Below are 25,111 nucleotides of genomic sequence, written 5' to 3'. Positions count from 1 at the left end.
GCCACCCGCGAACTAAAGTTGGCTAAATTTGCCCCGTTTTGTGATATAATTAAAACCTTAAAAAAAATAGCACAAAAAAAGCTATGTCTGAAATTACTCAAGACGAAACTAAGCTTAAAGAATTGCTCAAAGCAGCTATTTTTGAGTTAGTAAAAGAACACAAAAAAGTATTTTCGGAAATTTTAACAGAAGCCCTAGAAGATATAGGCATGGAAAATGCTATCAAAGAAGGCGAAAATACTGAAACAGTCAGTCGTGATCGAATCTTTAAAATTTTGAAGAGACAACACAGTAAATTAGCAGTTCTTTTGGAGTCCTTTAGAACCGATGAACTTTCTTTGGAAACGATCGCCCAAGAAGTAGAAGCAGTTAGAAGCGAAATTCATGCCAGAAAAACAAACAATTAAACTAATTATAGACACTAATCTTAATTATCTGCTAAAACCTCTTGTAAAATTTCTGGTGTTAAGCCTCGCTGCTGGGCCCGATCGGAAATTTCTGCCATAACTTGCATTAAAGTTTTATCGACTTCAACTAAATTTTGCCTGTCTTTAATATTTTCAATAGCTTTTAACAGTTTGTTTTTATTGACTTCCGATTTCAAAAGATATTCGGTTTCATCGCATTCTGAGACAATTATTTCAATCTCTTTATTTCCAAAAGTCGCTTTGATTTGTTCTAAAAAATTAAGATCGAGTTCGCTGGCTTTTAAACGATAAACCGTTGACATCGTTTTTACCTATTTTTGATTGCGTTAAAATGCTTAATATTGCCTTTAAATACAGTAGTTTGAAGTTGACACTAAGGGCTGGCAAAATTGCCAGCCCTTAATTTTTTTAGCGTTTGACCAACTTCTTAGACACCTTCCGCAAGCGAATTGATTTTGGTGTTACTTCCACCAATTCTTCTTGGCCGATATACTCCAAAGCGCGTTCCAAACTCATATCGACTGGCGCTTGCAATTGCGCCAATTCTTCACCGCCAGAGGCGCGGTGGTTTGTCAACTGCTTTGACTTGCAAATATTCAGCTCCATGTCGTCATCTCGGTTGTTTTCTCCGATAATCATCCCTCTGTAAACCTTGGTTCCAGGGGTAATGAAAAATACGCCACGGTCTTCAGCATTTTTCAGTGAATAAGTAGTTGCAGTTCCTTCTTCAAAGGAAATCAATACTCCGTTGCGACGGGAGATAATTTCTCCACCGAGGGGGCGATAGTCGAGGAAGCTGTGGTTCATAATTCCGGCGCCGCGAGTCAAGCGCATAAACTCGCCTCGGAATCCAATCAAACCGCGTGCGGGGACTGAAAATTCGATTTGGGTGCGGCCGGTGCTGCTGACGTGCATATCTTGCATTTCTGCTTTGCGCTGACCGAGGCGTTCGATGCAGCCGCCGACTGCTTCTTCGGGTACGTCTAATACCAAACATTCAAAGGGTTCGCAGGGACGACCGCCGACTTCACGGAAGATTACTTGTGGTTGAGATACTTGGAATTCGTATCCTTCGCGACGCATATTTTCGATCAGGATTCCGAGGTGGAGTTCGCCACGGCCGGATACAAGGAATTTGTCGGGAGATTCGGTTTCTTCGACGCGCAAGGCGACGTTGGTTTGGAGTTCTCGCATTAGCCGATCGCGAATTTGACGCGATGTTACCAAACTACCTTCTTGACCGCAGAACGGCGAATCGTTCACGGAGAAAGTCATCTGCAAAGTTGGTTCGTCTACCTTGATTAAAGGCAGCGCTTGCGGGTCGTTGGGACAGGTAATTGTCTCGCCAATATAGGCATCAGCAAAACCAGCAACGGCGACAAGATTACCAGCAGAAGATTCTGCGATATCAATCCGCTTCAGGCCTTCAAAGCCCATCAATTTGCTGATTTTTGATTTGACAAGCGCGCCGCTTTCGGTGATTAAGACTGCTTGTTGACCGATTCTAATCGTGCCGTTGTGGATGCGGCCGATGACGATGCGACCGACGTATTCGGAGTAATCTAAGGTGGTTACTTGCAGTTGCAGCGGCTTGTTGGGGTCGCCTACTGGGGGTGGTACGTGGTCGAGGATTTCTTCAAACAGGGGCTTCATATCTAGCCCTTCGTCTTCGAGGTGTTTTTTGGCGTAACCGCTTAAGCCGGAACCGAAGAGGTAGGGAAATTCGCACTGATCGTCGTCAGCGCCTAGTTCGAGGAACAGATCCAAAACTTTATCGACGGCTTTGTGGGGGTCGGCTCGATCGCGATCGATCTTGTTGACAAATACGATCGGGCGCAGTCCTTTTTCCAGGGCTTTTTTGAGCACGAACCGGGTTTGCGGCATCGGGCCTTCATTGGCGTCTACGATCAGCAAACAACCGTCTACCATGCCGAGAACTCGTTCGACTTCGCCACCGAAGTCGGCGTGTCCGGGGGTATCGACGATGTTGATCAGGGTTTCTTTGTATCGGACGGCGGTATTTTTGGAAAGGATGGTGATGCCACGCTCGCGCTCGATATCATTGGAGTCCATGACGCAATCTGGGATTTCTTCCCCTTCGCGGAAGACCCCGGACTGTCTGAGAAGAGCGTCCACAAGGGTGGTTTTGCCGTGATCGACGTGAGCAATGATGGCGACGTTGCGAATGTGAAGTCAAGGGGCGATCGGGCGGCTGCAAGATTGGGGTGCGATCGTCGCTAGAATCAGGGTTAAGGTTCTGTTAGTGCTGTTGAGTTGGTGGAGGTTGCTAAGGTTTGATTTTGGGCGATCGCCTTTATGATGATCAGCGAGTAGTTGCGATCGCACTTATGGAAGTACAACCCAGAGACATTCAGCGTTACGTCAAGTCAGACGGTCAGATTCCTTTCGATGAGTGGTTTTATGCTCTGCGGGATTCTCAAGCTAAACTCAAGATTAATGTGAGATTGAAGCGAGTCAGTACAGGTAATTTTGGAGACTACCGCCCAGTGGGAGAAGGAGTCTTGGAATTGAAAATTAATTTTGGTCCAGGCTACCGGGTCTATTTTGGACAAGTAGAAACAACTATAGTGCTTCTCCTGTGTGGAGGGGATAAAAGCACTCAGGACGAAGATATTCGTAAAGCAAAGAAATATTGGATTAAATACAGGAGTCAAGACAATGGTTAAAAGTGTACCTTACCATCCGTTTCTGATTGAACAGCTCAAAGATCCAGTATATGCAGCGGGCTACCTCGCGCTGTTTTTGAATGAGCAAGAAGAGGGAGATTTGGATGTTGGGATTTTCCCATCAGCTTTGAAAGAGGTNTTTGGCTAATTGGCTGAATACTCTGGGATTGAAGTTATCTGTTGCGGTTGCCGAGGATGAACGGGAAGAGAAAGGTTCTGTTAGTGATGTTGTGTTGGTGGAGGTTGCTAAGGTTTGATTTTGGGCGATCGCCCGTAGGATAATTTACGAGCAAGTGCGATCGACTTTATGGAAGTACAAACCAGATAAAAATTCAGCGTTACGTCAGATCGATCGGGCAGATCGCCCAGCAGATCAATGGCTGACATCGGCGCTCTGCTAGAATTGGCGCGGATGTTTGATGTGTCGATCGCAGATAATATTGTGAGATTTTGTGAAACAGTAACAAATTACACTTAAAATAAACCAACACCACCAGCGTCAACAAGTGCGACATCGCACCCGCGATCGCAAGTAAAAGATTCGAGAGTTGGCGGATGGGACAGGGCGGAGTCAGGAAGAGATCGTATGTATGTATATTCTCAACGGCAACTGTAGCTGCTCGATCGCCCAGATAGATATACAATTTGTAACGTTGAGCCTTATTGAAGTGCAGGAGTGGAGCTGGCTTGGATAACGCTAGTCTGTCGAGAAAACCCCCGCAAGCCTCCGAGCTTGCCGCTGACGAAATTCCAGAAGCAGTACGAGACCACCCATATCTAGAAGCAGGAGGGAGTCAGTCCAAGAAAAAAGGACTGATTTGGAAACTGGTAGGATTGGCCGCAGTCGCCTTTGGCGTCAGCATCTGGCTGCACCTCAACTTTAACTTTTTCCCAGCCACCAGTCGGGCACAGCCAACTCAAAAAAACCCAGCAGCAGCGACTTTGGCCCCTGGAACTGCCCCGAGTCCAGCTACCAACTCAAAAGCCGCCACCCCAGACAACCTGCTGGGACACTTGCCTTACCCAGAAGCACCAGCCGCCGACTTGGTAAATGTCACCTCCGACGGTAGCATCAAACTCCGCACTTCAGCAGCAGCAAAATATCAGGAAATGGCCAACGCTGCCGCCGCATCAGGAATCTATTTTGCTCCCATATCAGGCTTTCGATCCGTAGACGACCAACAACACGTATTTTTTGATGTAAAAGCTGAACGCAGGCAAAATGCCAGCAAGCGAGCCGAAGTCAGCGCTCCTCCAGGTTATAGCGAACATCATACCGGTTATGCGATCGACCTTGGTGACGGTTCCGCCCCGGATACCAACCTCAGTCCCAGCTTTGAAAATACCCAAGCATTCAAATGGCTAGAAGCCAATGCCACCGCTTTCAGCTTTGAAATGTCCTTCCCCAAAAACAATCGCCAAGGCGTCAGTTACGAGCCTTGGCACTGGCGGTTTGTGGGCGACAGGCAAAGCCTCGAAACTTTCTACAAAGCTCATTCCCTCAAAAAGTAGAAGACAGTTGACAGTTGACAGTTGACAGTTGGCAGTTGACAGTTGACAGTTGACAGTTGACAGTTGACAGTCAGAAGGAAAAAGGAAGGTTTTCCACATCTCCCCCTCTCCCCCTCCCCCCCTCTCCCCCTCCCCCGCCAAACAAGTGATTGCAATCTATCCAGGCAGCTTTGACCCCATTACCTTCGGTCACGCAGATATTATCGAGCGGGGATCTAAACTGTTCGATCGCATAATTGTTACCGTAGTCAAAAATCCCAGCAAAACCCCTCTGTTCACCGTAGAAGAACGGATTGAGCAGATCCTGCGCTCTACCAAACACCTGCCAAACGTAGAAGTAGACAGTTTTGAGGGTTTGACAGTAAACTATGCTAAGATTCGACAAGCCAAAGTGCTGCTGCGGGGACTCCGGGTATTAACGGATTTTGAAATGGAACTCCAGATGGCCCACACCAATAAAACCCTTCTGGGCGAAATTGAAACAGTTTTTTTGGCAACTTCTAACGAGTACAGCTTTTTAAGTAGTAGTGTAGTTAAAGAAATCGCCAAGTTTGGTGGCTCCGTAGATCATCTTGTTCCGAAACACGTCGCTCTAGATATTTACAAATGTTACGCCAACAGGAACCAAATCGCATCGAACCCGACACTACCGGACGCAGCACTGAGAACGAATCACCTCAGAACACCGCCGCCTTCGGAGACGAGACCAGAACCGCAGGAGTAGACATCCAGCGGGAATTGAACCGGCTTGAGGAAATTGTTCTCGACAGCCCGCGCATTCCCATGACCAGACGCACTCTGGTGGATGAAGAACAGTTGCTCGATCAATTAGACTTGGTGAGGCTAAATTTGCCGATCGCCTTTGGGGAAGCCGAAACGGTCATCCGACACAAAGACGAACTGCTCCAAGAAGCCCAACTCTACGCTCAAGAAGTGATAGAAGCAGCAGAACAGCGAGCAGCAGAACTTTTAAACGATATGGGCCTGCTCCAGCAGGCGAAGATAGAAGCAGATCAGTTGCGACAGCAAGTTTTGCTCGACTGCGAAGCAATTCAGCAGGCGACGCTGGCGGAAGTGGAACAAATTCGCTACCAGGCTCAAGAGGAACTGGAAGAAATGAGAACCAGGGCGATCGCTGAATGCGAGGAAATTCAAAATGGCGCCGACGATTATGCTGACCAAGTGCTCGATAATATTGAGCACAAGCTGAGCGATATGCTGCGCGTGATCCGCAATGGGCGAGATCAGTTGGATAGTGTTTCTGCGTCGCACATCCATCACAACAAGGGTTAGTTAACTTGCTTTAATCAAAGTGTGACTTACCGATAATTTTGTGAATTTACGGGCGATCGCGCGATCGAGTGGCAGGGAAATGGCCCAGCATCCTTACTGGGCGGGGAGCAGATAAATAACCTCATGAATAGAGCCGATACCCGTTAAGCATAAATGCTTTGATTCCCGTACTGTGCAACTGTCAACTGTCCACTGTCAACTGTCCACTGCTATAGCAAGACTTGTTTGAATATTGATAATTTTTGTGAAGATAGGAGCAAATATACCATTTTTTGCTATGGTGAAAATCCATCAGGCAGAAAAATTCTGATTTGACCATAATTTTTGCAATCTACTTTTTATCATGCAAAAAGCTTCTAATCGGTTTGCGGAATTTGACTCGATCCGAGCTTTAGCCATAGTCAGTGTTGTGATTACTCATGCTGGGTTTGCGGCATTTCGCGATCGCCGAATTTTGTTTGTCTCCATCGATACATTTCAACTGTTCTGCGTACCAGCTTTTTTACTCCTCAGCGGTTTTTTCCTCACTAACAAACTCGACAATCAAAATAATCCCGGACAGGTAGTCAAAAAAAGACTGTCAAGAATTATACCACCCTACCTGTTTTGGTCAGTAACTTTGTACATCTTAAATAATTGGAACTCACTCCAAAAAATAGATTTACTGTCATTGCTCAGAAATATTCTGACAGGCTCCGTGATGCCTCCCTATTATTTCATCGTTGTAATTATTCAATGCTACGGTTGGTGGTGGCTGCTAGTGAAATCACGATTTTTAGAACCCATCAAAGTTTTGGGATTGGGTTTAACAATTCAAACAATTTTTACCATATTCTTTTACTTGAGCGCTCTCAAATACATATCAATACCTCTACCTTTGATGGAGCGCTGGATTTTCAGTTGGATTTTACCATTTTCAACAGGTCTATTTTTGGGCGCAGCCTATGACAAAATTCAACCAGTTCTCGAACGCAGAAAAATGCTAGTTTTAGGAGCAACAGTCCTCTTTTATCTAGCAAGCATTTGGGAATATTACCTGCTCAGCGGAGTTACGGCGGAGGGATGGTTTTTCCGCTCGTTTTTTAAACTATCTGCCCAAGGATACGCAATTTTGTTCGTCTTGTCGATCCTCGCATTTTCTAAAAATATCGCACTTCCCAGTAGAGTTTCGGGGTTAGTCAAACTCTTGGCTGCGTATTCATTCCCGATATATCTGCTGGATTCAACTGTCGTGCAATATGTATTGTTAGTGTTTTATAAATTTATCGATCCCGTACATCCGCTACTGAAGCTCAGCTTTTTAGTGACAGGCACTTTGTGCGGTTGTTTGGCGATTATTTACCTGTTGCAGAAAGTTTTGCCCAAAAAATACAGCCAGTACATTCTGGGAATTTAATCAGATTTTGTGTTTCAGCGAATGTCTTCATAAAACTGCTTGAGATACTTCGCTGAAACGCCAAACCCCCACAAAAAACCGATCGCAAGATAGATGGCAGTTGCTTTCAATTCGCCCCAATGCGCCACTCGGCGATCGCTACTTTGCACTATTCGATTAACCAACTTAATTTTACCACGTCGCACTAACTTTAAACACAAATCCGCCTCCTCCATAATTGGCAGCGTGGCATCGAAACCATCACATTCCCAAAAATCTGTACGCCGGCAAAAAATAACTTGATCCCCAAACAGCAGGCGCAATCCTTTAACAAACAAATGAGGTCGAAATAACAGCGGCGCGTAGTAAGTTTTAAGGTAATTGTGCAGCGAAACACCCCATCTTGTGTGCTGCGAACCAGCCATCAGGGAGATAAACCCGCCCCCGACAATTTCGGCATCGGATAATGTGTTTTGGATGACTGTTACGATGTCGTCGGGAACTAGAGTATCGGCGTGGAGGAAGCACAAAATTTCGCCTGTGGCGGTTTTGGCACCTAAATTCATTTGCACGGAACGGCCCGGCATACTGCTAAAAATAACACGGGTTGTGGAAGTAAGGGCGATCGCCACTGTTTCATCTTGACTGCCGCCGTCTACCACCAAAACCTCCCAAGCCGGAGGATTGAGAATGCTGAGTTGGCGGAGGGTACGTTCTAGACAAGTCGCTTCATTCAGGGTTGGGATGATAATAGAAACGCGATCCATCAGATTGAATTTTATGCCAAAACTATTATAATAAAAAACTGTGGCGATTGACAACTGCTGCTAGAGCTTCCACTAATCAGGACTAAAAAAATCGTGCAGAAAACAGAAGTAAAAAACGATTTAGAATTTTACGATGAAAATGCTGATAATTGGTGGGACGAAAATGCTAAAATCTATGCTCTCTACCATCTAAACAAACCCAGATTTGAGTTTTTCGACAGACACGCGACCAATTGGCGAGGGCTGAAAACCTTAGATGTTGGGTGCGGCGGCGGTTTTTCCTGCGAGTTTATGGCCGAGAGGGGCGCTGTGGTTTCGGGAATAGATCGATCGCACAAATGTATTGTAGCAGCCCAGAATCACGCAGTTACTAGCGGTTTCGAGATAGACTACAGACAAGGCTTTGCCGAAAATATGCCCTACACGGACAATACCTTCGATGTAGTAATCTGCGTGGATGTTTTAGAACACGTTGCCGATTACAAACAAGTTGTGTCAGAGGTTCACAGAATTCTTAAGCCCGGGGGAGTGTTCTTTTTCGATACAATCAACCGAACTTTTTCCTCGCAAATTGTGATGATTGGACTGATGGAAAATACCTTGCAGGAAATTAAACGAGGCGTTCACGATTGGGAAAAGTTTATTACCCCGGAGGAACTGTCTGCGGTAATGCGGGATACGGGTTTCGACAAGATTGAAATTAAAGGTTTTGATATGTTTGGAGAAATGGGGGCTGTTTTAGGCGAGATGCACGGTTTTTGGGAAAATCTTACAAGTGGAAAGCAACTATTTCCTTCTCCGGCAAGTTTCCAACAAGTTTCTCAAGTGCTAATCTCTAATATCGCTAACTATGTGGATTACAAAAAGTCTGGGTTGTTTAAAATCAAAATTAATGAGGATAGATCGATTATGTATGTTGGGGTAGGGGCGAAGAATTAGTCGGTTAATTGTTGATAGTTGACTGTTGTGATTAGGGGGCGGGTTGTAGAGAGATTTGTGCGATCGACCAAATCCCTCTACAACCCGCCCCATTTTTTTTAGGCACAATTGCATATTATTTGCAATTATTTTGTAATTTTACCGATCGCCCATTCCCGCTACATCGCCCAAAACCACCGCTCTGTCTAAATTTAAGGCTGTATTCTCTTCCACTATAGCCCATATAGCCAGCTTTCTGTTACAAATCTTAATATTAAATTATTGATATTTTACAGGAATTGCATGGTAGCTTATTGAATATAAATTGCAATAAGTACCGGAAGTTAACAGTACCTGGAGGTCAATCACCGTGACAGCAGCAATAGTTTCCGCGTCAGCCTCGCGAATCAGCGAGGGGCAACCTGCCGACAGCCAAAAACTGATGAGTTTGGGTCAAAATTCCGAAATACCCGACCTCGATCGCTCCAAAGATGTCACCATAGCCATCTTAGAAGGAGTAGGAACTCTCACGGTGTGCGATCGAACAGTCACTTTAACACCGGGAGTATTTGTGTTTGTACCCGCCGGCATCCCGCGCAGTCTAAAAGTAACAACGACACTGAATTTGTTACTAATTGACTGCGAACCAGACCCCGATATGAGTGATTCAGCTTGGTTGATGAATTTTCAACTTTAAGTAGATGAAAAAACAGTGTCCTTGCTGCCTTGACTCCCTAATTTCTCAGATTAACCACAATCGCGTTTACTGGTTTTGTCTGAATTGCAGGCAAGAAATGCCAAGTTCTGACTCAAAAATCAGAAATCTCAAGCACTATCAAATTTCACATTCGGAGTAAAAATGTCAAAAGCAATTGGTCTTTTCTACGGAACTACAACTGGCAAAACCGAGTCTGTAGCTGAAATTATTCGAGATGAATTTGGCGGCGATATCGTAACTTTGCATGACATCGGTCGCGCTGAAAATGATGATTTCGCCGAATACGAATGTCTGATTATCGCTTGTCCGACTTGGAATATCGGCGAACTACAAAGCGACTGGGAAGGTTTTTTACCTGAAATTGAAAATATTGATTTTAGCGGCAAAAAAGTAGCTTATTTGGGAACTGGCGACCAAGAAGGTTACCCGGATAATTTCATGGATGCAATGGGGATTTTGGCTGAAAAAATATCGGAACAGGGCGGTGAAACTGTTGGCTATTGGCCGACAGATGGCTATGATTTTAATGAATCTAAGGCCGTGGTTGATGGCAAGTTTTTGGGTCTTGCTATTGATGAAGACAACCAATCTGAAATGACGGAAGCGCGCGTCAAAGCTTGGGTATCTCAACTCAAAAAAGAATTTGGGATATAGGATTAACGGTAGGGCAGTTTGGTAAACTGCAAAATACCTGTATTTTTGGGGCGGATACTCTGAACCCGCCCCACAACCAGCTAACCTATGAGCATCTCTTGCGTCCTCTGCGTCCTCTGCGGTTCAAAGAAATAAGTTTTGTTTGTGCCAAAACATCCAGACTTGCTATCTCCATCTACATATTTATTCAGGGTAAGTGGGCAATGCCCACGCTACATTTCAACGTTATGTCTACTAAGTTCTCAATAACTTTATATCTAACTTAAAATTGATGAAATTCAGTTCAGATGACGTACTTTGGTTAAGTGTAAGTCCGAGTTTACATTGGTTCGATCGCTCTCTACTTGCCTATTTAAATCATTCTGTCCCCGTGCAAATATGGGAATATGAACAAACTGAAGACGAAGGTTGTTCTTTGGATATGGCTGTTGAGCTTTTGCACGACTTTTTAACAATGCGCGATCGCCCAATTCACCTCCTAGGCCACAGTACCAGTGGATTAGTTGGTTTAATGTATGCCCGTCGCTATCCTCACAAAGTAAGTTCTTTGGGACTTTTAGGTGTGGGTGTGCCATCTGCGATTAATTGGCAAGCACATTACTACACGCATCTTTCAGCTTTTCCCTGGAGTGGCAAACAAGTTTTAAGTCAAATGGTTGGCGATATGCTGGGATTCCAAAATCAAAGTATCAATCAAAAATTTATACCATATTTTGAGGATGACTTAGCCTGTTCTCCCTGTCCTCACTCTTTATTTAGGGTGATTAATTCTAGCGATAAAGGTGTAGAAGTACCTTTGTTGATATGTAGTAGCAAAACGGATTTTGTGGTATCTCCTATTGTCATGCGCCGCTGGTCAAAATTTCTCAAAAAAGGCGATCGCTTTTGGGAATGTCCAGACGGGCGGCATTTTTTTCATCACTTCTATCCGGAAGAAGTCGGGGAAAAAATACTGAATTTTTGGCTATCTATACATAGTCGCCAACCGATTTTAGACTTGAAGTTCTAGATGATCGATCGCCACTATTGATATAAATAAATAATATCAATTCCGCTTACACCGGAATGATATAGAGGAGACGGCAGTGCCGTGTCCCTACCCCGATTAATTGTAGGGAGACGGCAGTGCCGTCTCCTAATTTCGGTTAATAATTCCTATGCTACCGGATTTGATATAAATTACAATTTATGGTTAATCAATACAGTCATGTCCACCCCTGACTTGCATTTAATTCGACTTTTTCATGATCCTTAGCCTGTAAAGCTTGTAGTATCGTTCCAAGAACTGTCCGGAGTATTGGTTAATGTATTATCATATATTAATGAGTCTTATTTTCAATAACTACTTGTGAAAAATTCAAAAAGTGCGATGGCTACGCCCCGGCTTGCGCCTACGAACCCGACAACAGCTCAACCAAAAGCCCGCCGTTTTCGAGTACCGCTAAGCCTCAAAATTATTGTGCCATTTCTAGGTGTATCCGTCACTCTATTGTTGTTAGTGATACACACAGTCAAAATTGGATTTGCCAACACTCTCGAAAAAGGAGTGCGCGATCAAGTTGAAAATCAAGCAGCTTTAGCCGTGCGAGACTTCAAAGGTCGATCGACTCAATTGACAAAACAAGCCAAATTATTATCAGAAGAACCAGAAGTTATTCGTGCAGTAGAACAAAAAGACACAGACATCTTGCGTCAAGATATATTATCTCTACAAACCACTTTTAAATTGGATTTAGTCAAGGTAGTAGACGCGCGCGGCGAAATGGTAGCAGAGTTGCGAGAAGAGTGGCTCACAGGCAAGAACTTGATCAATAGCGCAGCGATAAATTCAGCACTTAAAGGCTTAGAAAAGTCAAATTTCGTCAGTATTGATGGCAAACCGCAAGCATTGCTAGTAGGATTTGCACCAATTAGAAACAATAATACGATAATTGGTGCTGTACTCGTCGGTTACTTAGTGACAGACGAACAATTGCAGCAAATCAACATTGATACTAACAATATAAATTACTTTGCCATCTTCAAATCCGGTGAATTAATTGCTACTAATTTTCCCGAAATTCGCTCAAAATCTTGGCAAGTACCTGCACTACACACATCGACCACGAAAATCGATATTGAGCGCCAATCTTACATCATGAAAACGGTAGAAATGTCAGACATAGGCGACAGCATAAATCTAGCAGTGTTTAGCCCAATGGCAACAATGCAGCAGACGCAATTAACCTTATCTAACAGGCTTGATAGTTTCTTTTGGGCAGGAGTAATTCTAGCCGCGATTGTTGGTGGTGTAGTTAGCCGAATCATCGGAAAACCAATCCTTGATTTAACTCAAAATGTGAATTGGATGGCAAGCAATGAATATTTTTCTGATAAAGTACCCATTCCTTCCGGCTATGAATTAGGTCAACTTGCAGAAGCTTTCAACTGTATGATAGAACAAGTAGAAAAGCGGGATGGTAAACTCAATCTACAATTGCACCAACTGAGACAAACGCTTCACGATTTAAAAAATGCCCAATCTCAACTAATTCAAGCCGAAAAAATGTCCAGTTTGGGATTGATGATGGCTGGTATCGCGCACGAAATAAACAACCCAGTTAACTTTATTTATGGCAACCTCTGTCACGCCAATCAATACACCACAGATTTGCTCAAACTTCTCACACTTTATCAGCAGGAATATCCGAATGCAACAGCGCCGATTCAAGACTGCATAGAAGAAATTGAACTCGACTTTTTATCAGAAGATTTATCTAAGTTGCTATCTTCTATGAAAATGGGAACCGAGCGCATTCAGCAAATTGTTTTGTCGCTACGGAACTTCTCTAGGTTGGATGAAGCTGAAGTGAAACCAGTCGATATTCATGAAGGAATTGAGAGCACTCTGTTAATTTTAAACAGCAAGATTAAAACAGCCATTAAAGTCATTAAAAAATACGGAAAATTGCCCTTAGTAGAATGCTATCCATCGCAATTAAACCAGGTATTTATGAATATCGCATCCAATGCTGCTGATGCACTGTTGAGCAATCCAAATCTGCGAAACAAGGAGATTGAAATTATCACAGAAATGGCAGGAGTAAATGAAGTGGTGATAAGAATTAGAGATAACGGTAATGGAATTGACCCTGATACGATTAATCGGTTATTTGACCCATTTTTTACGACTAAACCTGTGGGTAAAGGGACTGGTTTAGGGTTGTCGATTTCTTACCAGATTATCGAGAAGCATCACGGTAAAATAGAAGTGAATTCGGAAATAGGTGAGGGAGCAGAGTTTGTGATTTGTTTGCCGATTAAATCCCGAATCAGAGAAGCCACTTGTTTGTGTGGTAGTTAATACGGATTTCTGAATTTAAGATTAGTTAATCTGTAGGGTGCGTCAGAAACTAGCTTTTGATTCATCGCAAATATCTCGACTGGCGCACCCTACCTATCTAATTCAACTTGGAGCGAAACAGTCGCATTCCATTTGCTGTGACAATTAAAGATGTTCCAGTATCTGCCAGCACTGCAATTGCTAACCCGACAAATCCAAAAGTTCCCAATAACAAAAATAGCGCTTTTGTGACTAACGAAAAAATTACATTCTGCTGAATAACACTTACGGTACGGCGGCTCAAATCAACTGCATAGGCGAGTTTTCTTAAGTCGCTACCAACTAGCACTACATCAGCGGTTTCTAGTGCAATATCAATGCCGCCAACTGCAAAGCTGATATCGGCGGCTGCTAAAGCGGGGGCATCATTAATGCCGTCGCCCACCATTCCTACAGCCCCAAATTTTCGCAATTCTTGAATCTGTTGCAATTTGTTTTCTGGTAGCAATTCTGCTTTATACTCAGATAGGTTGAGTTGTTGGGCTATTTGCTGAGCTACAAAAGTGCGATCGCCCGTCAGCATCACCAGATTGTTCAAACCCATCTGTTTGAGCAAATGTAGGGCTTCGGCAGCTTCCAGTCGCAAGCCGTCAGCCAAAGCAATCACTCCCAACAAACCGCGGCTGCTGCCGACTAAAACGGGAGTTTGCCCTAATTTCTCGATATCATCTAGCAGAGAGACTGCTGATGTTGCCAGTTCGATATTTTGGTCGGCAAATAAGCGACGATTTCCGACAAGATAGAGGTTGTTTGCAAAATTAGCAGCAATTCCTTTACCCGGATAAGCCGTAAAATTTTCGGGAGTTTCTAACTCGATTCCTGCTTCCTTCGCTTTGGTAATAATTGCCTTAGCTAAAGGATGTTCCGATTTTTGTTCCAAAGAAGCTGCAATTAACAATACCGTGCTGGCGCTCAATTCTCCCAAGTCGTAAACCTTTTGCACAACAGGTTTACCTTCAGTCAAAGTTCCGGTTTTATCAAAAGCCAGACTCTTGATTTTTCCAGCATTTTCTAAGCCGTTTCCGCCCTTAAATAACACGCCTTGGCTGGTGGCTGCACCGATGGCGCTGACAATGGAAACCGGAGTGGAAATTACTAAGGCGCAGGGACAGGCTATGACTAACATTACCAGGGCGCGGTAGCACCAGACGCTGAACGGTTGACCAAAAATTAAGGGCGGAATTAGTGTAAGCGCGATCGCACTTGCAATCACAATAGGAGTATAAATCTCTGCAAATTTGTCCACCCACTGCTGAGTTGGGGCGCGGCTCGATTGCGCTGACTCGACTAAGTGCACAATTTTCGCAACCGCGGTATCATTCGCAGTGTGAGTAACTTTGACTTCCAAAAAGCCCGTTTGATTTAAGGTTCCGGCAAAAACGCGATCGCCCGTTTCCTTATCTTCGGGGATAGATTCACCCGTAATTGGCGATTGGTCGATCACCGAATTCCCCGCTACAACAACTCCATCTAATGCTACCCTTTGCCCGGGACGAATTGTCAGAATTTCTCCGATTTGAATTTCCTCAACCCGCACCGTCACTTCATCGTTATTGTCGCGCTTGACAGTTGCAGTCGGTGGTGTTATGTCCATCAAACTAGCAATAGCATGGCGAGTGCGGCTGAAAGTGAAAGTTTGCAAAGTTGTTCCCAGACTAAACAGGAATACAACTAACGCCGCTTCAAACCAATCGCCTAAAGCCACCGCCCCAATTACCGAAATTGTCATCAACAAATTCATGTCGGCGCGGCGCAATCGCAACTCCATGAGGCCCGCGCGGGCGATCGGAAATCCAGCTACAATAATACCGATACCGTAAAAAGCCCGCGATATCCAAATTGTCAGGGCTAAATGCTGAGTTAGCAATCCCAGAATTAATCCTATTCCAGCTAAGATGACACTTTGTCCCCGGCGATTGCGAAGCCAGAATTCCCAGTTAGTTGGGTTGGTTTTTTGAGTTTTCTGGACTGTAGAATGCTGGTGAGGGTGTTCGTGATGGTGTTCGCCCGAACAACAGTCCTCCTTCGATGATACTGCTGCGGAGGGCTGTTCGATAGTGTAGCCTAAAGTTTGAATGCGATCGAAAATAGCTTTTTCTGTTACTTGTTGAGGATCGTAATTTAACCGCAAACTTTCTGTTGCAAAAACTACATTTATGTCAGTAAGTCCGGGCAATTTTTGTAAGCCTGCTGCTACTGTTTTGGCGCAGTTGCCACAGTCCATTCCGCCAATCTTAGTTTGTAGCGTTTTGAGGGAAGGAATTTGAGTCATTATTCAGTATTCCTTTAAGATTTTAGAATGATTATCATTATTGAACATATATTCAGATGTCTGAATAAATGGTATCCTAATTTTCTTGGATTTGCGAACAATATTTTTTTTAGTTAACCGCAGAGGCCGCAGATGGCGCAGAGAAAGAGAGGATAAGAAAGAGGAAGAGGGAGGGAGAGCGACTGAGGGTGATTGCTGTTTGTAGTGAGGACTTTAGTCCTCATCTTAGGACTAAAGTCCTCACTACGAACCTTGTTGATTCCGGGTAATTGAGCGAACATGAGATTAATGACAATTTGCAGAAACTGGTTCTTCTACTGGTGCGGATTTATCGGCATTTACCCACACATAAATCTCCGTAGCATCGTCGCTGCAACTATGACATCCACCACACTTTTTTGCTTCTGCCATTTTACTGATCCGGCCTTTGCGGATGAGGCGGTTCAGCATTCCGCGCAAAGCATCGCCGTCCATCCGAAAATGAAGTTTCAAGTCGGCGAGAGAAGCTCTTTTATTTTGGGAAATAAACTGTTGGATTTCGCTTAAAATCATGGTTTTTCTCCTTTCTTTGTTAATAGGACTGACGCAAGCGAGGTCAGAAACCGGGTTTTTTAGGATGATCCTTGGCTGTAGTCCAGAGATTAAGTAAAAAACCCGGTTTCTTTGGTCTTGATGCTGAAGTCCTGCCGCTGATGAACGCTGATGAACGCGGATAAATTTAATTGATTGCTTCGCGCCGCTTGGGGCGTATTGCACCAGCCATTTTCAATCCCACAAGTGTCAGGGCCATAGCTATTACCAATCTCACTACCCAAATAAGTGAAGATTCTGGATGCTCTGCGTATGTCGCAACTTGATAATAGAGCACTGCCGCCCAGTAAGCTAAACCAGTAGTCCAAGCACCGGCGAATATTGTCCAGCCTAAATTAGTTTCGCGGTAAAGTGCTGCTGTTGCGGAGACGCAAGGAAAATACAGCAATACAAACAGTAAATAAGCAAAGGCGGCTTGATTGGAACCAAACCGTTTAGACATTTGTCCGTAGGTGCTGTCAGAAATACCTTGAGCCTCTTCTGCTGCTTTTTGGTCTGTAATATTGGCCGAACTTAAACCGAGGGGGTCAAAAAGTTGGCCTGGAAGTTTTGTTAGATTCTCTGGAATAGTGAGAAATGCTTTGCTGATACCGCCCCAAAAACTGAACGGTTCTTCTGGTTTGTCGGGTTCTGCACTGGCTACTTTTTCTTCGTTGGCTAGTTCGGTATAGAGGGAATCTAAGGTGCCAACCATTACTTCTTTGGCAAATACTCCTGTTAGTAAACCGACGCTAGCGGGCCAGTTTTCTTGGGTGACTCCCATCGGAGCAAAGACGGGTGTTACTGTGCGGCCAACTGCACTCAGAATTGAATCTTTGCTGTTTTCTTTGCCGAAGGAACCATCGGTGCCGACGGAGTTCATGAATCCGAGTACAATTACCATGATGACGATCGCAATTCCCGCCTTTTTGATAAAAGCTTGCAATCTGTCCCAAGTCCGCAGCAGCACGCCTTTGAGCTTAGGAATGTGGTAGGGCGGCAGTTCCATCACAAAGGGTGCAGCTTCTCCTTGCAGGATGGTGTTTTTTAAGATTAGCCCGGTGAGCACTGCTGCTAAAATCCCTAACAGGTAAAGCCCTAGCACCATATTCTGTCCGCCCACTTGGAAGAATGCGCCGCAAAACAGGGCGTAAACTGCTAATCTGGCACTACAAGACATGAATGGATTCATCATAATCGTCATCGTGCGATCGCGCTTATTTTCTAATGTCCGCGTCGCCATGATTCCGGGAATATTGCACCCAAAACCGATCATCATCGGTACAAAGGATTTGCCGGGAAGTCCGACAAATCGCATTAATCTGTCCATCACAAAAGCTGCCCGTGCCATGTAGCCGCAGTCTTCCAGTACCGATAAACACAAAAACATCATCCCAATTTGGGGGATAAAAGTAGATGTGGTTTGAATCCCGCCACCAGCACCTTTTGCCAGCAGTCCGATCGACCATCCAGGGGCTTTGATAGTTTCTAAAAGGGCGCCGAAACCATCTACAAAAATTGTCCCGAAGAATTGGTCAAAGAAGTCGATAAACACTCCCCCAACGTTAATCGAAATGGTGAACATTAAGTACATCACCATCAAGAATACGGGAATGCCTAACCAGCGGTTGAGCACAATTTGGTCGATTTTATCGGAAAGATTGGCTTTGACTTCTCTGGAAGATTCGGCGACGCCTTGAGTGAGGGTGCGAATGAAGGTGTAGCGGCTGTCGGCGATGATAATATCTAAGTCGTCATCGAGGGTTTCGTGGACTCGGCGGCGGTGCGGGACGACTATTTTTTCTAACTCTGTATTGGCGAGTTCCGGGGCGACTTCATCCTGGTATTCTAGGAGTTTCAGGGCTGTCCAGCGGGCATCTATACTGCGGTTGGGGCTATGCTGTTGGATATGCGGGATTAGTTGGGCGATCGCATCTTCGATGACAGCCGGATAAGCTACACAGGCAGATGGTACGATCGGCTTAACCAGCGCCTTATTCACAGCATCGCGCAACAAAGGCACCCCGTCATTTGACGTAGCACTCATCGGCACTACCATACAGCCGAGGCGTTCTGCGAGTTTGCTAACATTAATTCGGATGTCTCGTTCCTTGGCAACATCCATCATGTTTAGCGCGACTATCATCGGCACGCGCATCTCTAAAATTTGCGTTGTGAGATACAAATTTCGTTCTAAGTTGGAAGCATCAACAATATTCACAATCACATCAGCTTCGCCAGATAGCAAATAATCTCGCGCTACCAATTCATCGAGTCCGGTATCTCCATCTTCGGCATCGATAGAATAAACTCCCGGCAAGTCAACAATAGTAATTACAAAACCGTCGTGAGGGTATTTTCCCTCTTTGCGTTCAACTGTTACTCCCGGCCAATTACCGACTCGCTGGTTAGCACCTGTCAACGCATTAAATAAAGTAGTTTTTCCACAGTTGGGGTTGCCCACCAATCCAATGATTTGCTTAGTCATTCTTCTACTTCCTGTACAAATAAGATATTGGCTTCATCTTTCCGCAAACTGAGTTTGAAACCCCGCACTAGGATTTCTACGGGATCTCCTAGGGGTGCGTGGCGGGTAACAGTAAATTCTGTTCCCGGCGTCAATCCCATTGCTAACAATTTACTTTTGTAACCGCGGGCTGTTTTCTCATAGCCAACTACTCGGCCGATGCTGCCAACAGCTAAATCTCGCAGTTGTTTTTTATCGTTCATTTTTTTCTATTGTAATGGCTAGTTATTCAGTTGACAGTTGACAGTTGACAGTTGACAGTTGACAGTTGACCGCTTGAGGGCTACCTCTCCATAAAAGGAAGAGGATTGAAACAGTAAATAATTTTGTTTTATTTCCCCCTAAAACGAGGAGGTTTTAAACCCATTCTTCTTGGTAATTGGTAATTGGTAATTAAGTGCATTGGTCATTGTTCATTGGTAAGCTGTTGTGGCATTTAAACTGTATGTCAAGAAATAATCAAACTCTTGCGGGGTGGATTCGCAGTACCGCCCCGAATATTGCAGTTTAAATAAGCAACAGCTTAATAACTTTTTTTCATGTCCAATGCCCAATGCCCAATTCCCAATTCCCAATTCCCAATTTCCAATTCCGCTAATTCCGTTAATTCGTACACATAATTTTTTGTGCCATACCCGCCCCCAAACCAATGCGGTTGTCGCCAATTCCCACAATCACCGAGCCCCCAGAATTGCTGACTATTTGAACTTCTATGCCGGGGACTAATCCCATGCCGATGAGGCGTCGCACAGTGCCTTCTGAACCTTTGAGTTTGACTATCCGCAGCTTGTCGCCAACGCTTGCCATTGCTAGCGGGAATGATTTACCTTGAGCTGAGTCTGGCTGAATTTCTGTGCTATCCTCTGCGGTTTGAGAGACTTCTGGTGTCTCGCCGTAAAAGGTAAAAGCCCCAAACTGTCTGGGGTTTAGCTGTTCGTTTTGTTGGCTGTATTCTTGGGTGTTTTCTTTCATCTTTTCTGGTTGTCGATCGATTTTAGTAACTTTTTGCTTTGGCTTGCTTGTGCACCAGACTTGAGATTAATTCTCAATACTGGCAGCGCACAATGGTATACATCGCTAAATTTCCAGTTTCAGCGAACTCTTTCCCTGTTAATATTTCGGACGCAGCCATCCAACCAGCCCAGAAAGACGATTTTTTGGCGAGTTCGTAGTTTTAATCTCTCTTGCGTTAGATGCCAATGTGCGCTTTAACCCCCACGAAGCAATATCTACTGCTCTTAAGCATAGTAGATTAAAAAGGAATTATTAGCAACTATTCTCAAATATTTTAACATATAGTTAACCAACTCAGCCTTAGCCGAGACACCACGAGACTAAATATAGATCCTGGTTTCAGAGGTCGATCGCCCTAAATCCTCAAGTAGGAGGCGATCGAGCATATATACTTAAATATTTGAGGGGAAGGGGCGATCGCGGAGGCATCGGCCCTACCGATTCACACTTTATCAAGAATTATGCCAGCAAGTTTTCTCCCAAAGTCGATCGCACAACTCACAGAATCTACCTCAATTGCCTTAGCTAAAAGCATTCAAGTAGAGGCAATTACAACGAGTCTCAACCAGCAGCCAATTGCCACAACCTACGCGCGCCAAGGCAGCGGAAACACCCCCATTTTGTTAATTCACGGCTTCGACAGTTCCGTATTTGAATACCGCCGCCTGTTGCCGCTGCTTGCCGAAAAAAATGAGACTTGGGCGGTTGATTTGTTGGGTTTTGGCTTTACAGAAAGAGCCGCGGATTTGCCATTCAGTCAAAAAGCGATTGGAAGTCACCTCTACTATTTCTGGAAAACCCTTATTTCGCAGCCTGTAATCTTAGTTGGCGCGTCGATGGGAGGTGCCGCAGCAATAGATTTCACTCTCAATCATCCCGAAGCCGTCAAAAAATTAGTGTTAATAGACAGTGCTGGTTTTGCGGTAACATCTAATAAAGGAAAATTTTTAATCCCTCCTTTAGGATATCTAGCAACTTCATTTTTACGCAACCCAATAATTCGCCAAAAAATTAGCGTCAATGCTTATTTCGACAAAACTTTGGCTTCTGTTGACGCACAAACCTGCGCGGCTTTGCACTTAGAAATGCCCAACTGGAATCAAGCTTTAATTGCATTTACCAAAAGTGGAGGTTACGGCGGTTTTGGGCAAAAACTATCGCAAATTCAGCAGCAGACGCTGATTTTGTGGGGAAAACAAGATAGAATATTAGGGACTGCGGATGCAGAAAAATTTAAAAGTGCGATCGCAAATTCCCAACTAATTTGGATACCGGATTGCGGACACGTTCCCCACTTAGAAAAACCACAGATTACCGCTCAACATATCTTAGATTTCATAGCTAAAGTAGCAGGTTCGTAGTGAGGACTTCAGTCCGCATCTCAGGTTCGTAGTGAGGACTTCAGTCCGCATCTCTTATCAGAGGACTGAAGTCCGAACAATCAAACGTTAAACTTTCGGTAAATACTTTTGTACAATCGTCCATCCTGTGAGCAACACAATAACAAATCCCCCACACAAAGCCAAATTAGTGCCAATGTGTAGCGGACGCGCCCAAGGATGTTTAGGGCCAATTTGCAGCCCGCTTCCTACAGAAACCAACACCAACGCCACCACAGCCAACCCCGCCGGTAAATGAGCTGAGTGACCCAAATTGCCATAGTATCCGAGCGTACCGACTACGCCAATTAAGAGCAGTAAAATTACCAGAGTCGCCATCCCCGCACCAGTCCCCAAATGAAAGGGACGCAGCCATTTTGGGCGTGGCTGTTTCGTGCTGCGGGCGGCAAACATCCACGTTCCAGTAACGGCCAACAACAGGTAAGCCAAAAGCGCCACACCCATTGACCACGCCGCTATTTTCCACAACCACAAGAAAGAAGGCAGATTCATGATTTAAATCCCGAGTTAGGGATTTGCAACAAAGGTTTCTTTCCGATTTTACCTGCACCTGAAACCAAAAATGAATATTATTGGCAGAAAGTGCGATCGCACTTTCCACAGATTCCATCTATCAGGACTCAATTCAAACGCCGGATATCACACTCAGATTCATTGACGTTATTGATTTGTAAATAAGAGTGTTTCCCAAGCGCCTTCCCTTCTAGCTTCGTGGTTTAACTGTCAACAAAAGGCATTTTATAAAACCCTAATTTTTGTTCTACGATCAAGCGGAAAAACGGCAGACCTTCTATCAAATATCTTCTCCACAACCTTCTCGGTTCGCTTAGCAGTCGGTACACCCATTCGATGCCGACTTCGCTCATCCATTTCGGAGATCTTGCTTTGCAACCAGCTTCAAAATCAATGGTTGCACCTACGGCCAAGAAAACTTTCACGTGTGTGAATTTACTCCTGTATTTAACCAGCCACTTCTCTTGCTTCGGCGCTCCCACTCCTATCGCCAGAACTGTAGCTCCTGATTTATTGATAGTGTCAATTATTGCTTCACACTCCTCCTCATTTTTTTCAAATCCAAAAGAAGGAGAAAGTGCTTCAACAACTATTTCTCTACCAATTTTTTGATTGATTTTTTCCTGAGCTTTCCTGGCAATTCCTTCAGCCGCTCCTAGCAAAAATATTTTAACGTCCTCGTTATCCTTGTGATACATATAAAATGCCGGAAACAAGTCAGAACCCGAAATCTTTTCCTTGATAGGAGTACCCAAAAATTTTGAGGCATACATCAAGATTTGACTGTCGCAGACTCTATAACTAGATGTATTGTAAGCTTCATAAAAGTCGCGGTCATATTGCAACTTAATTAAGTGGTCTACATTGGGTGTAAATACGACACCACCTTCGTCATCTAGTTTTTCAAACAACTCTGTAATTGTAAAGTTATCTATCGCTACATTCAATAAATTAACTGTTTTCATTTTTTTATTCCCATCTAGCCTTGATATTCAACTACAACTCAAACCATAAACCCACAATACAGCAAGAGTGTTTTCACTACTTGGGCGTGGGTGTGAATATACTTTTTTTAGTATATCGCCCTACACCCTACCTGTCCAGTCAGAATGTTTAAAGATTGTGTAAAGAATCTGCTGCTTTTAGGAAAAAGTGTATAAAGCTAATTTGGTTTACAACTCGCAACACAGTTTTAATCAAAACACAATCCGGTGCTAATGTTTGAAACCTTGCCAATTAATGTCGATATTTTATTTTATTACATTAATTTTCAGCCAACTGAGAAAGAGATTGCAACTTCCCAACTAGATTTAATACAAACATAGTAGATTCTTGAATTTTTGTATCTAGAGAATGCAATATATTTTCAAGCTTTGAGCGCGCTCAAAGCTTGAAAATCATCCTGATTTTTGGTGAACCAGCGACTGTCTTCTTGGTGGCGAAGGCGAAATGGTTTTCTTGGCCTTCAGACTTTCTGGAGCTTTTAAAGCCAGACCCGATATTCCTCCAGCAATGACCGCAAAAATCGGGTTAGCCATAGCGTTCAAAACACAGTCAAACATATACATAGTTACGGCTACTCCCAGGGCCGCAGCGGGCGCTACTTTCGGATGAGACCAGGTTCTGGCGGGATACTTGAACGCAAAGACGACAACAGGAAGTAAAAATGAAGCAAATAAACTAACTAAACCGACTGCACCGTTGATGCCAAATGCAATAATCCACAAGCTATCGGTGACCGAGATATCTTTACCGTACCCGTCGTATACGCGGTTTCCGCCCGAATCCCCCCAGCCAAAAATAAATCTTTGTCGCGCTTTATCTCCTAATATCTCTTCCATGTCAAATCTAAACTTCAGAGAGGCGGCCCGTTCTTCGCCAAATATGGGATTGATTACGCTCATCACGTCGTGGCTCGAGAATTGACCAGATGCAGCTACGTACAGATAAAACGCTATATATCCAATTACGAATAGTAGTGGCAAAGAAGTGCGAAACCACTTGGCACAAAATAATATGAGTAACGCGATAAAAAATAAAGTATAGGCACCTGTAGAACGGCAGAGGAAAAAAGCGATAGTTAATACAATTGCTAGAGTCTTAATGTTTTTGCCCTGAAACTTTTTGAGCGTCCCAGTTTGCCAGAGCCAAATTCCGATTAAGGCTGCTGTCATCATCCACACGCCCACCATCAAACCGTGCTGCATAAATACTACAGGTCTCCACCCCCCCATGCGCCTTGCTTGACCCCAGTCCTCAAAGGCGTTGACGCCGTAAACCATTTGGTGCAGAAGTGGGCCCTTAACCCCTTCCAATAAAGTAAAAGGAACGTAGGCTAAACCACCTGCAAAAATCCCGATCGCCAATTGTCGCAGCCCGTCTAAACTACCCAGATACAACCGTCCAAAAAAATAAGGCAGACCCCAAGTAACGATTTGGTTGAAAGTCGGAGAAATTGGGCTACCGCCATTAGTAAGTTGTGAAACAATTGGAGACAAACAGCAAATTACGATTGGCACGTCCAGCCAGCCAGGCTTAAATTTGGTGAGGCGCTCAGTGTCGTAGATAATAACACCCAGCAAAATGGCGTAGCAAGATGCGGAAACTTTGGTATAGGCGGGCAATATGGGGATGGGATAAGAAACTTGTGGTAAAAATAGCCACGCTGCCACAAAAGTGATAATTACCGCCCGCTGAGTCGGAAACCTCACAAACAAGTAAAGAACGATCGGGATCAAACCGAACATCGTCAATGGGATTAATGCAGCCATAGGTTTTTTTGGCAGTAAAATGGTGGTAGAAAGACTACTTTATTTCCCGGATCTGAATTCTCGCTCCTACGATCGCCTCTTTACCCGATCTTGATAAAGCGGTTCTCAAGCGTGGTGAGGTATGCCCACGGAGACCTATGACGGAGGCCAATGCCCTATGCCCTATGCCCATGAGTACCTCATATGAAAGCTCGAAAGGCTATAAATAGATCTGATTCTTTTACGCTGAACATTTCTCAACATAGCTGTGCAATGCTGGAGATGTAACGATCGCAATTCCGTCATGGCTGACAGAACAGGTCGAATCCGA

Annotated in this window: 24 protein-coding genes; 12 read left to right on the top strand and 12 right to left on the bottom strand. The window is 44.3% G+C overall.

Going from position 1 to position 25,111, the window contains the following annotated elements; translation table 11 throughout:
- Window positions 1-83 precede the first annotated feature (83 nt).
- On the top strand, window positions 84-407 hold the full coding sequence (locus JGK20_RS17570; RefSeq protein WP_293184365.1) for a hypothetical protein: 324 nt from the start codon (window positions 84-86) through the stop codon (window positions 405-407).
- A gap of 20 nt (window positions 408-427) precedes the next feature.
- On the opposite strand, the gene JGK20_RS17565 is transcribed toward JGK20_RS17570, so the two are convergent.
- A complete protein-coding gene (locus JGK20_RS17565) occupies window positions 428-730 on the bottom strand; it encodes a hypothetical protein (protein ID WP_293184368.1) in 303 nt (100 codons plus the stop codon).
- Window positions 731-836: 106 nt separating this feature from the next.
- On the bottom strand, window positions 837-2,615 hold the full coding sequence (typA, locus tag JGK20_RS17560; protein ID WP_293231581.1) for a translational GTPase TypA: 1,779 nt from the start codon (window positions 2,613-2,615) through the stop codon (window positions 837-839).
- A gap of 161 nt (window positions 2,616-2,776) precedes the next feature.
- On the opposite strand from typA, the gene JGK20_RS17555 reads away from it, so the two are divergent.
- On the top strand, window positions 2,777-3,115 hold the full coding sequence (locus JGK20_RS17555) for a type II toxin-antitoxin system RelE/ParE family toxin (protein WP_293190761.1): 339 nt from the start codon (window positions 2,777-2,779) through the stop codon (window positions 3,113-3,115).
- Window positions 3,116-3,361: 246 nt separating this feature from the next.
- Here JGK20_RS17555 and JGK20_RS17550 read toward each other — a convergent pair whose 3' ends face one another.
- A complete protein-coding gene (locus JGK20_RS17550) occupies window positions 3,362-3,502 on the bottom strand; it encodes a hypothetical protein (protein WP_293190757.1) in 141 nt (46 codons plus the stop codon).
- A gap of 300 nt (window positions 3,503-3,802) precedes the next feature.
- On the opposite strand from JGK20_RS17550, the gene JGK20_RS17545 reads away from it, so the two are divergent.
- The 4 genes from JGK20_RS17545 to JGK20_RS17530 all read left to right on the top strand — a co-directional run bounded on the left by JGK20_RS17545 (window position 3,803) and on the right by JGK20_RS17530 (window position 7,316).
- A complete protein-coding gene (locus JGK20_RS17545) occupies window positions 3,803-4,627 on the top strand; it encodes a M15 family metallopeptidase (protein ID WP_293231548.1) in 825 nt (274 codons plus the stop codon).
- Window positions 4,628-4,772: 145 nt separating this feature from the next.
- Complete coding sequence (gene coaD, locus JGK20_RS17540) at window positions 4,773-5,351, top strand: pantetheine-phosphate adenylyltransferase (RefSeq protein WP_293184379.1); 579 nt, start codon at window positions 4,773-4,775, stop codon at window positions 5,349-5,351.
- Complete coding sequence (locus JGK20_RS17535; RefSeq protein WP_293206875.1) at window positions 5,234-5,920, top strand: DivIVA domain-containing protein; 687 nt, start codon at window positions 5,234-5,236, stop codon at window positions 5,918-5,920. The genes coaD and JGK20_RS17535 overlap by 118 nt, the downstream gene beginning before the upstream one ends.
- Before the next feature lie 343 nt (window positions 5,921-6,263).
- On the top strand, window positions 6,264-7,316 hold the full coding sequence (locus JGK20_RS17530) for an acyltransferase (protein WP_293184384.1): 1,053 nt from the start codon (window positions 6,264-6,266) through the stop codon (window positions 7,314-7,316).
- A gap of 14 nt (window positions 7,317-7,330) precedes the next feature.
- Here JGK20_RS17530 and JGK20_RS17525 read toward each other — a convergent pair whose 3' ends face one another.
- On the bottom strand, window positions 7,331-8,062 hold the full coding sequence (locus JGK20_RS17525; protein ID WP_293212974.1) for a TIGR04283 family arsenosugar biosynthesis glycosyltransferase: 732 nt from the start codon (window positions 8,060-8,062) through the stop codon (window positions 7,331-7,333).
- A gap of 93 nt (window positions 8,063-8,155) precedes the next feature.
- On the opposite strand from JGK20_RS17525, the gene ubiG reads away from it, so the two are divergent.
- The 5 genes from ubiG to JGK20_RS17500 all read left to right on the top strand — a co-directional run bounded on the left by ubiG (window position 8,156) and on the right by JGK20_RS17500 (window position 13,695).
- Window positions 8,156-9,001: a bifunctional 2-polyprenyl-6-hydroxyphenol methylase/3-demethylubiquinol 3-O-methyltransferase UbiG gene (gene ubiG / locus JGK20_RS17520; RefSeq protein WP_293184388.1), complete on the top strand. Its 846-nt coding sequence runs from the start codon at window positions 8,156-8,158 to the stop codon at window positions 8,999-9,001.
- 349 nt (window positions 9,002-9,350) lie between these two features.
- The gene (locus JGK20_RS17515; protein WP_293184390.1) at window positions 9,351-9,677 is read left to right on the top strand and encodes a cupin domain-containing protein; all 327 of its coding nucleotides are present in this window, start codon (window positions 9,351-9,353) and stop codon (window positions 9,675-9,677) included.
- Between the two features lie 162 nt (window positions 9,678-9,839).
- Window positions 9,840-10,352 carry a flavodoxin FldA gene (gene fldA / locus JGK20_RS17510; protein ID WP_293184392.1) on the top strand — a complete coding sequence of 171 codons (513 nt, stop codon included), beginning with the start codon at window positions 9,840-9,842 and terminating at the stop codon, window positions 10,350-10,352.
- A gap of 271 nt (window positions 10,353-10,623) precedes the next feature.
- The gene (locus JGK20_RS17505) at window positions 10,624-11,361 is read left to right on the top strand and encodes an alpha/beta hydrolase (protein WP_293184395.1); all 738 of its coding nucleotides are present in this window, start codon (window positions 10,624-10,626) and stop codon (window positions 11,359-11,361) included.
- 339 nt (window positions 11,362-11,700) lie between these two features.
- Window positions 11,701-13,695 (top strand): ATP-binding protein, encoded by a 1,995-nt coding sequence (locus tag JGK20_RS17500; RefSeq protein WP_293231546.1) that lies wholly within the window; start codon window positions 11,701-11,703, stop codon window positions 13,693-13,695.
- Window positions 13,696-13,792: 97 nt separating this feature from the next.
- Here JGK20_RS17500 and JGK20_RS17495 read toward each other — a convergent pair whose 3' ends face one another.
- From JGK20_RS17495 to JGK20_RS17475, 5 genes are all read right to left on the bottom strand, one after another.
- A complete protein-coding gene (locus JGK20_RS17495; RefSeq protein ID WP_293231544.1) occupies window positions 13,793-16,006 on the bottom strand; it encodes a cation-translocating P-type ATPase in 2,214 nt (737 codons plus the stop codon).
- A gap of 285 nt (window positions 16,007-16,291) precedes the next feature.
- Window positions 16,292-16,558 carry a FeoC-like transcriptional regulator gene (locus JGK20_RS17490; RefSeq protein WP_293231541.1) on the bottom strand — a complete coding sequence of 89 codons (267 nt, stop codon included), beginning with the start codon at window positions 16,556-16,558 and terminating at the stop codon, window positions 16,292-16,294.
- Between the two features lie 166 nt (window positions 16,559-16,724).
- A complete protein-coding gene (gene feoB, locus JGK20_RS17485; RefSeq protein WP_293231539.1) occupies window positions 16,725-19,064 on the bottom strand; it encodes a Fe(2+) transporter permease subunit FeoB in 2,340 nt (779 codons plus the stop codon).
- Window positions 19,061-19,306, bottom strand: a complete 246-nt coding sequence (locus JGK20_RS17480; RefSeq protein WP_293184408.1) for a FeoA family protein — start codon at window positions 19,304-19,306, stop codon at window positions 19,061-19,063. Before JGK20_RS17480 ends, feoB begins: the two co-directional genes overlap by 4 nt.
- A gap of 400 nt (window positions 19,307-19,706) precedes the next feature.
- Window positions 19,707-20,075, bottom strand: coding sequence for a FeoA family protein (locus JGK20_RS17475; RefSeq protein ID WP_293184410.1), 369 nt, complete (start codon window positions 20,073-20,075; stop codon window positions 19,707-19,709).
- A gap of 503 nt (window positions 20,076-20,578) precedes the next feature.
- Between JGK20_RS17475 and JGK20_RS17470 the strand changes: the two genes are divergently transcribed.
- Complete coding sequence (locus JGK20_RS17470) at window positions 20,579-21,478, top strand: alpha/beta hydrolase (RefSeq protein ID WP_293184412.1); 900 nt, start codon at window positions 20,579-20,581, stop codon at window positions 21,476-21,478.
- Window positions 21,479-21,565: 87 nt separating this feature from the next.
- Here JGK20_RS17470 and JGK20_RS17465 read toward each other — a convergent pair whose 3' ends face one another.
- The 3 genes from JGK20_RS17465 to JGK20_RS17455 form a co-directional block, all read right to left on the bottom strand.
- On the bottom strand, window positions 21,566-22,009 hold the full coding sequence (locus JGK20_RS17465; RefSeq protein WP_293196150.1) for a DUF4079 domain-containing protein: 444 nt from the start codon (window positions 22,007-22,009) through the stop codon (window positions 21,566-21,568).
- 224 nt (window positions 22,010-22,233) lie between these two features.
- Complete coding sequence (locus JGK20_RS17460) at window positions 22,234-22,995, bottom strand: WecB/TagA/CpsF family glycosyltransferase (protein ID WP_293218894.1); 762 nt, start codon at window positions 22,993-22,995, stop codon at window positions 22,234-22,236.
- A 432-nt stretch (window positions 22,996-23,427) separates the two neighbouring features.
- Entirely contained in the window at window positions 23,428-24,801 is a 1,374-nt protein-coding gene (locus tag JGK20_RS17455) for an O-antigen ligase domain-containing protein (RefSeq protein WP_293184418.1), read from the bottom strand.
- Between the last annotated feature and the right edge of the window lie 310 nt (window positions 24,802-25,111).

The organism is Microcoleus sp. PH2017_05_CCC_O_A, assembly GCF_020738785.1.
Taxonomy (GTDB): domain Bacteria; phylum Cyanobacteriota; class Cyanobacteriia; order Cyanobacteriales; family Microcoleaceae; genus Microcoleus.
Note: the sequence above shows the minus strand (reverse complement) of the source record. Positions and strands in the feature narration are given on the sequence as shown.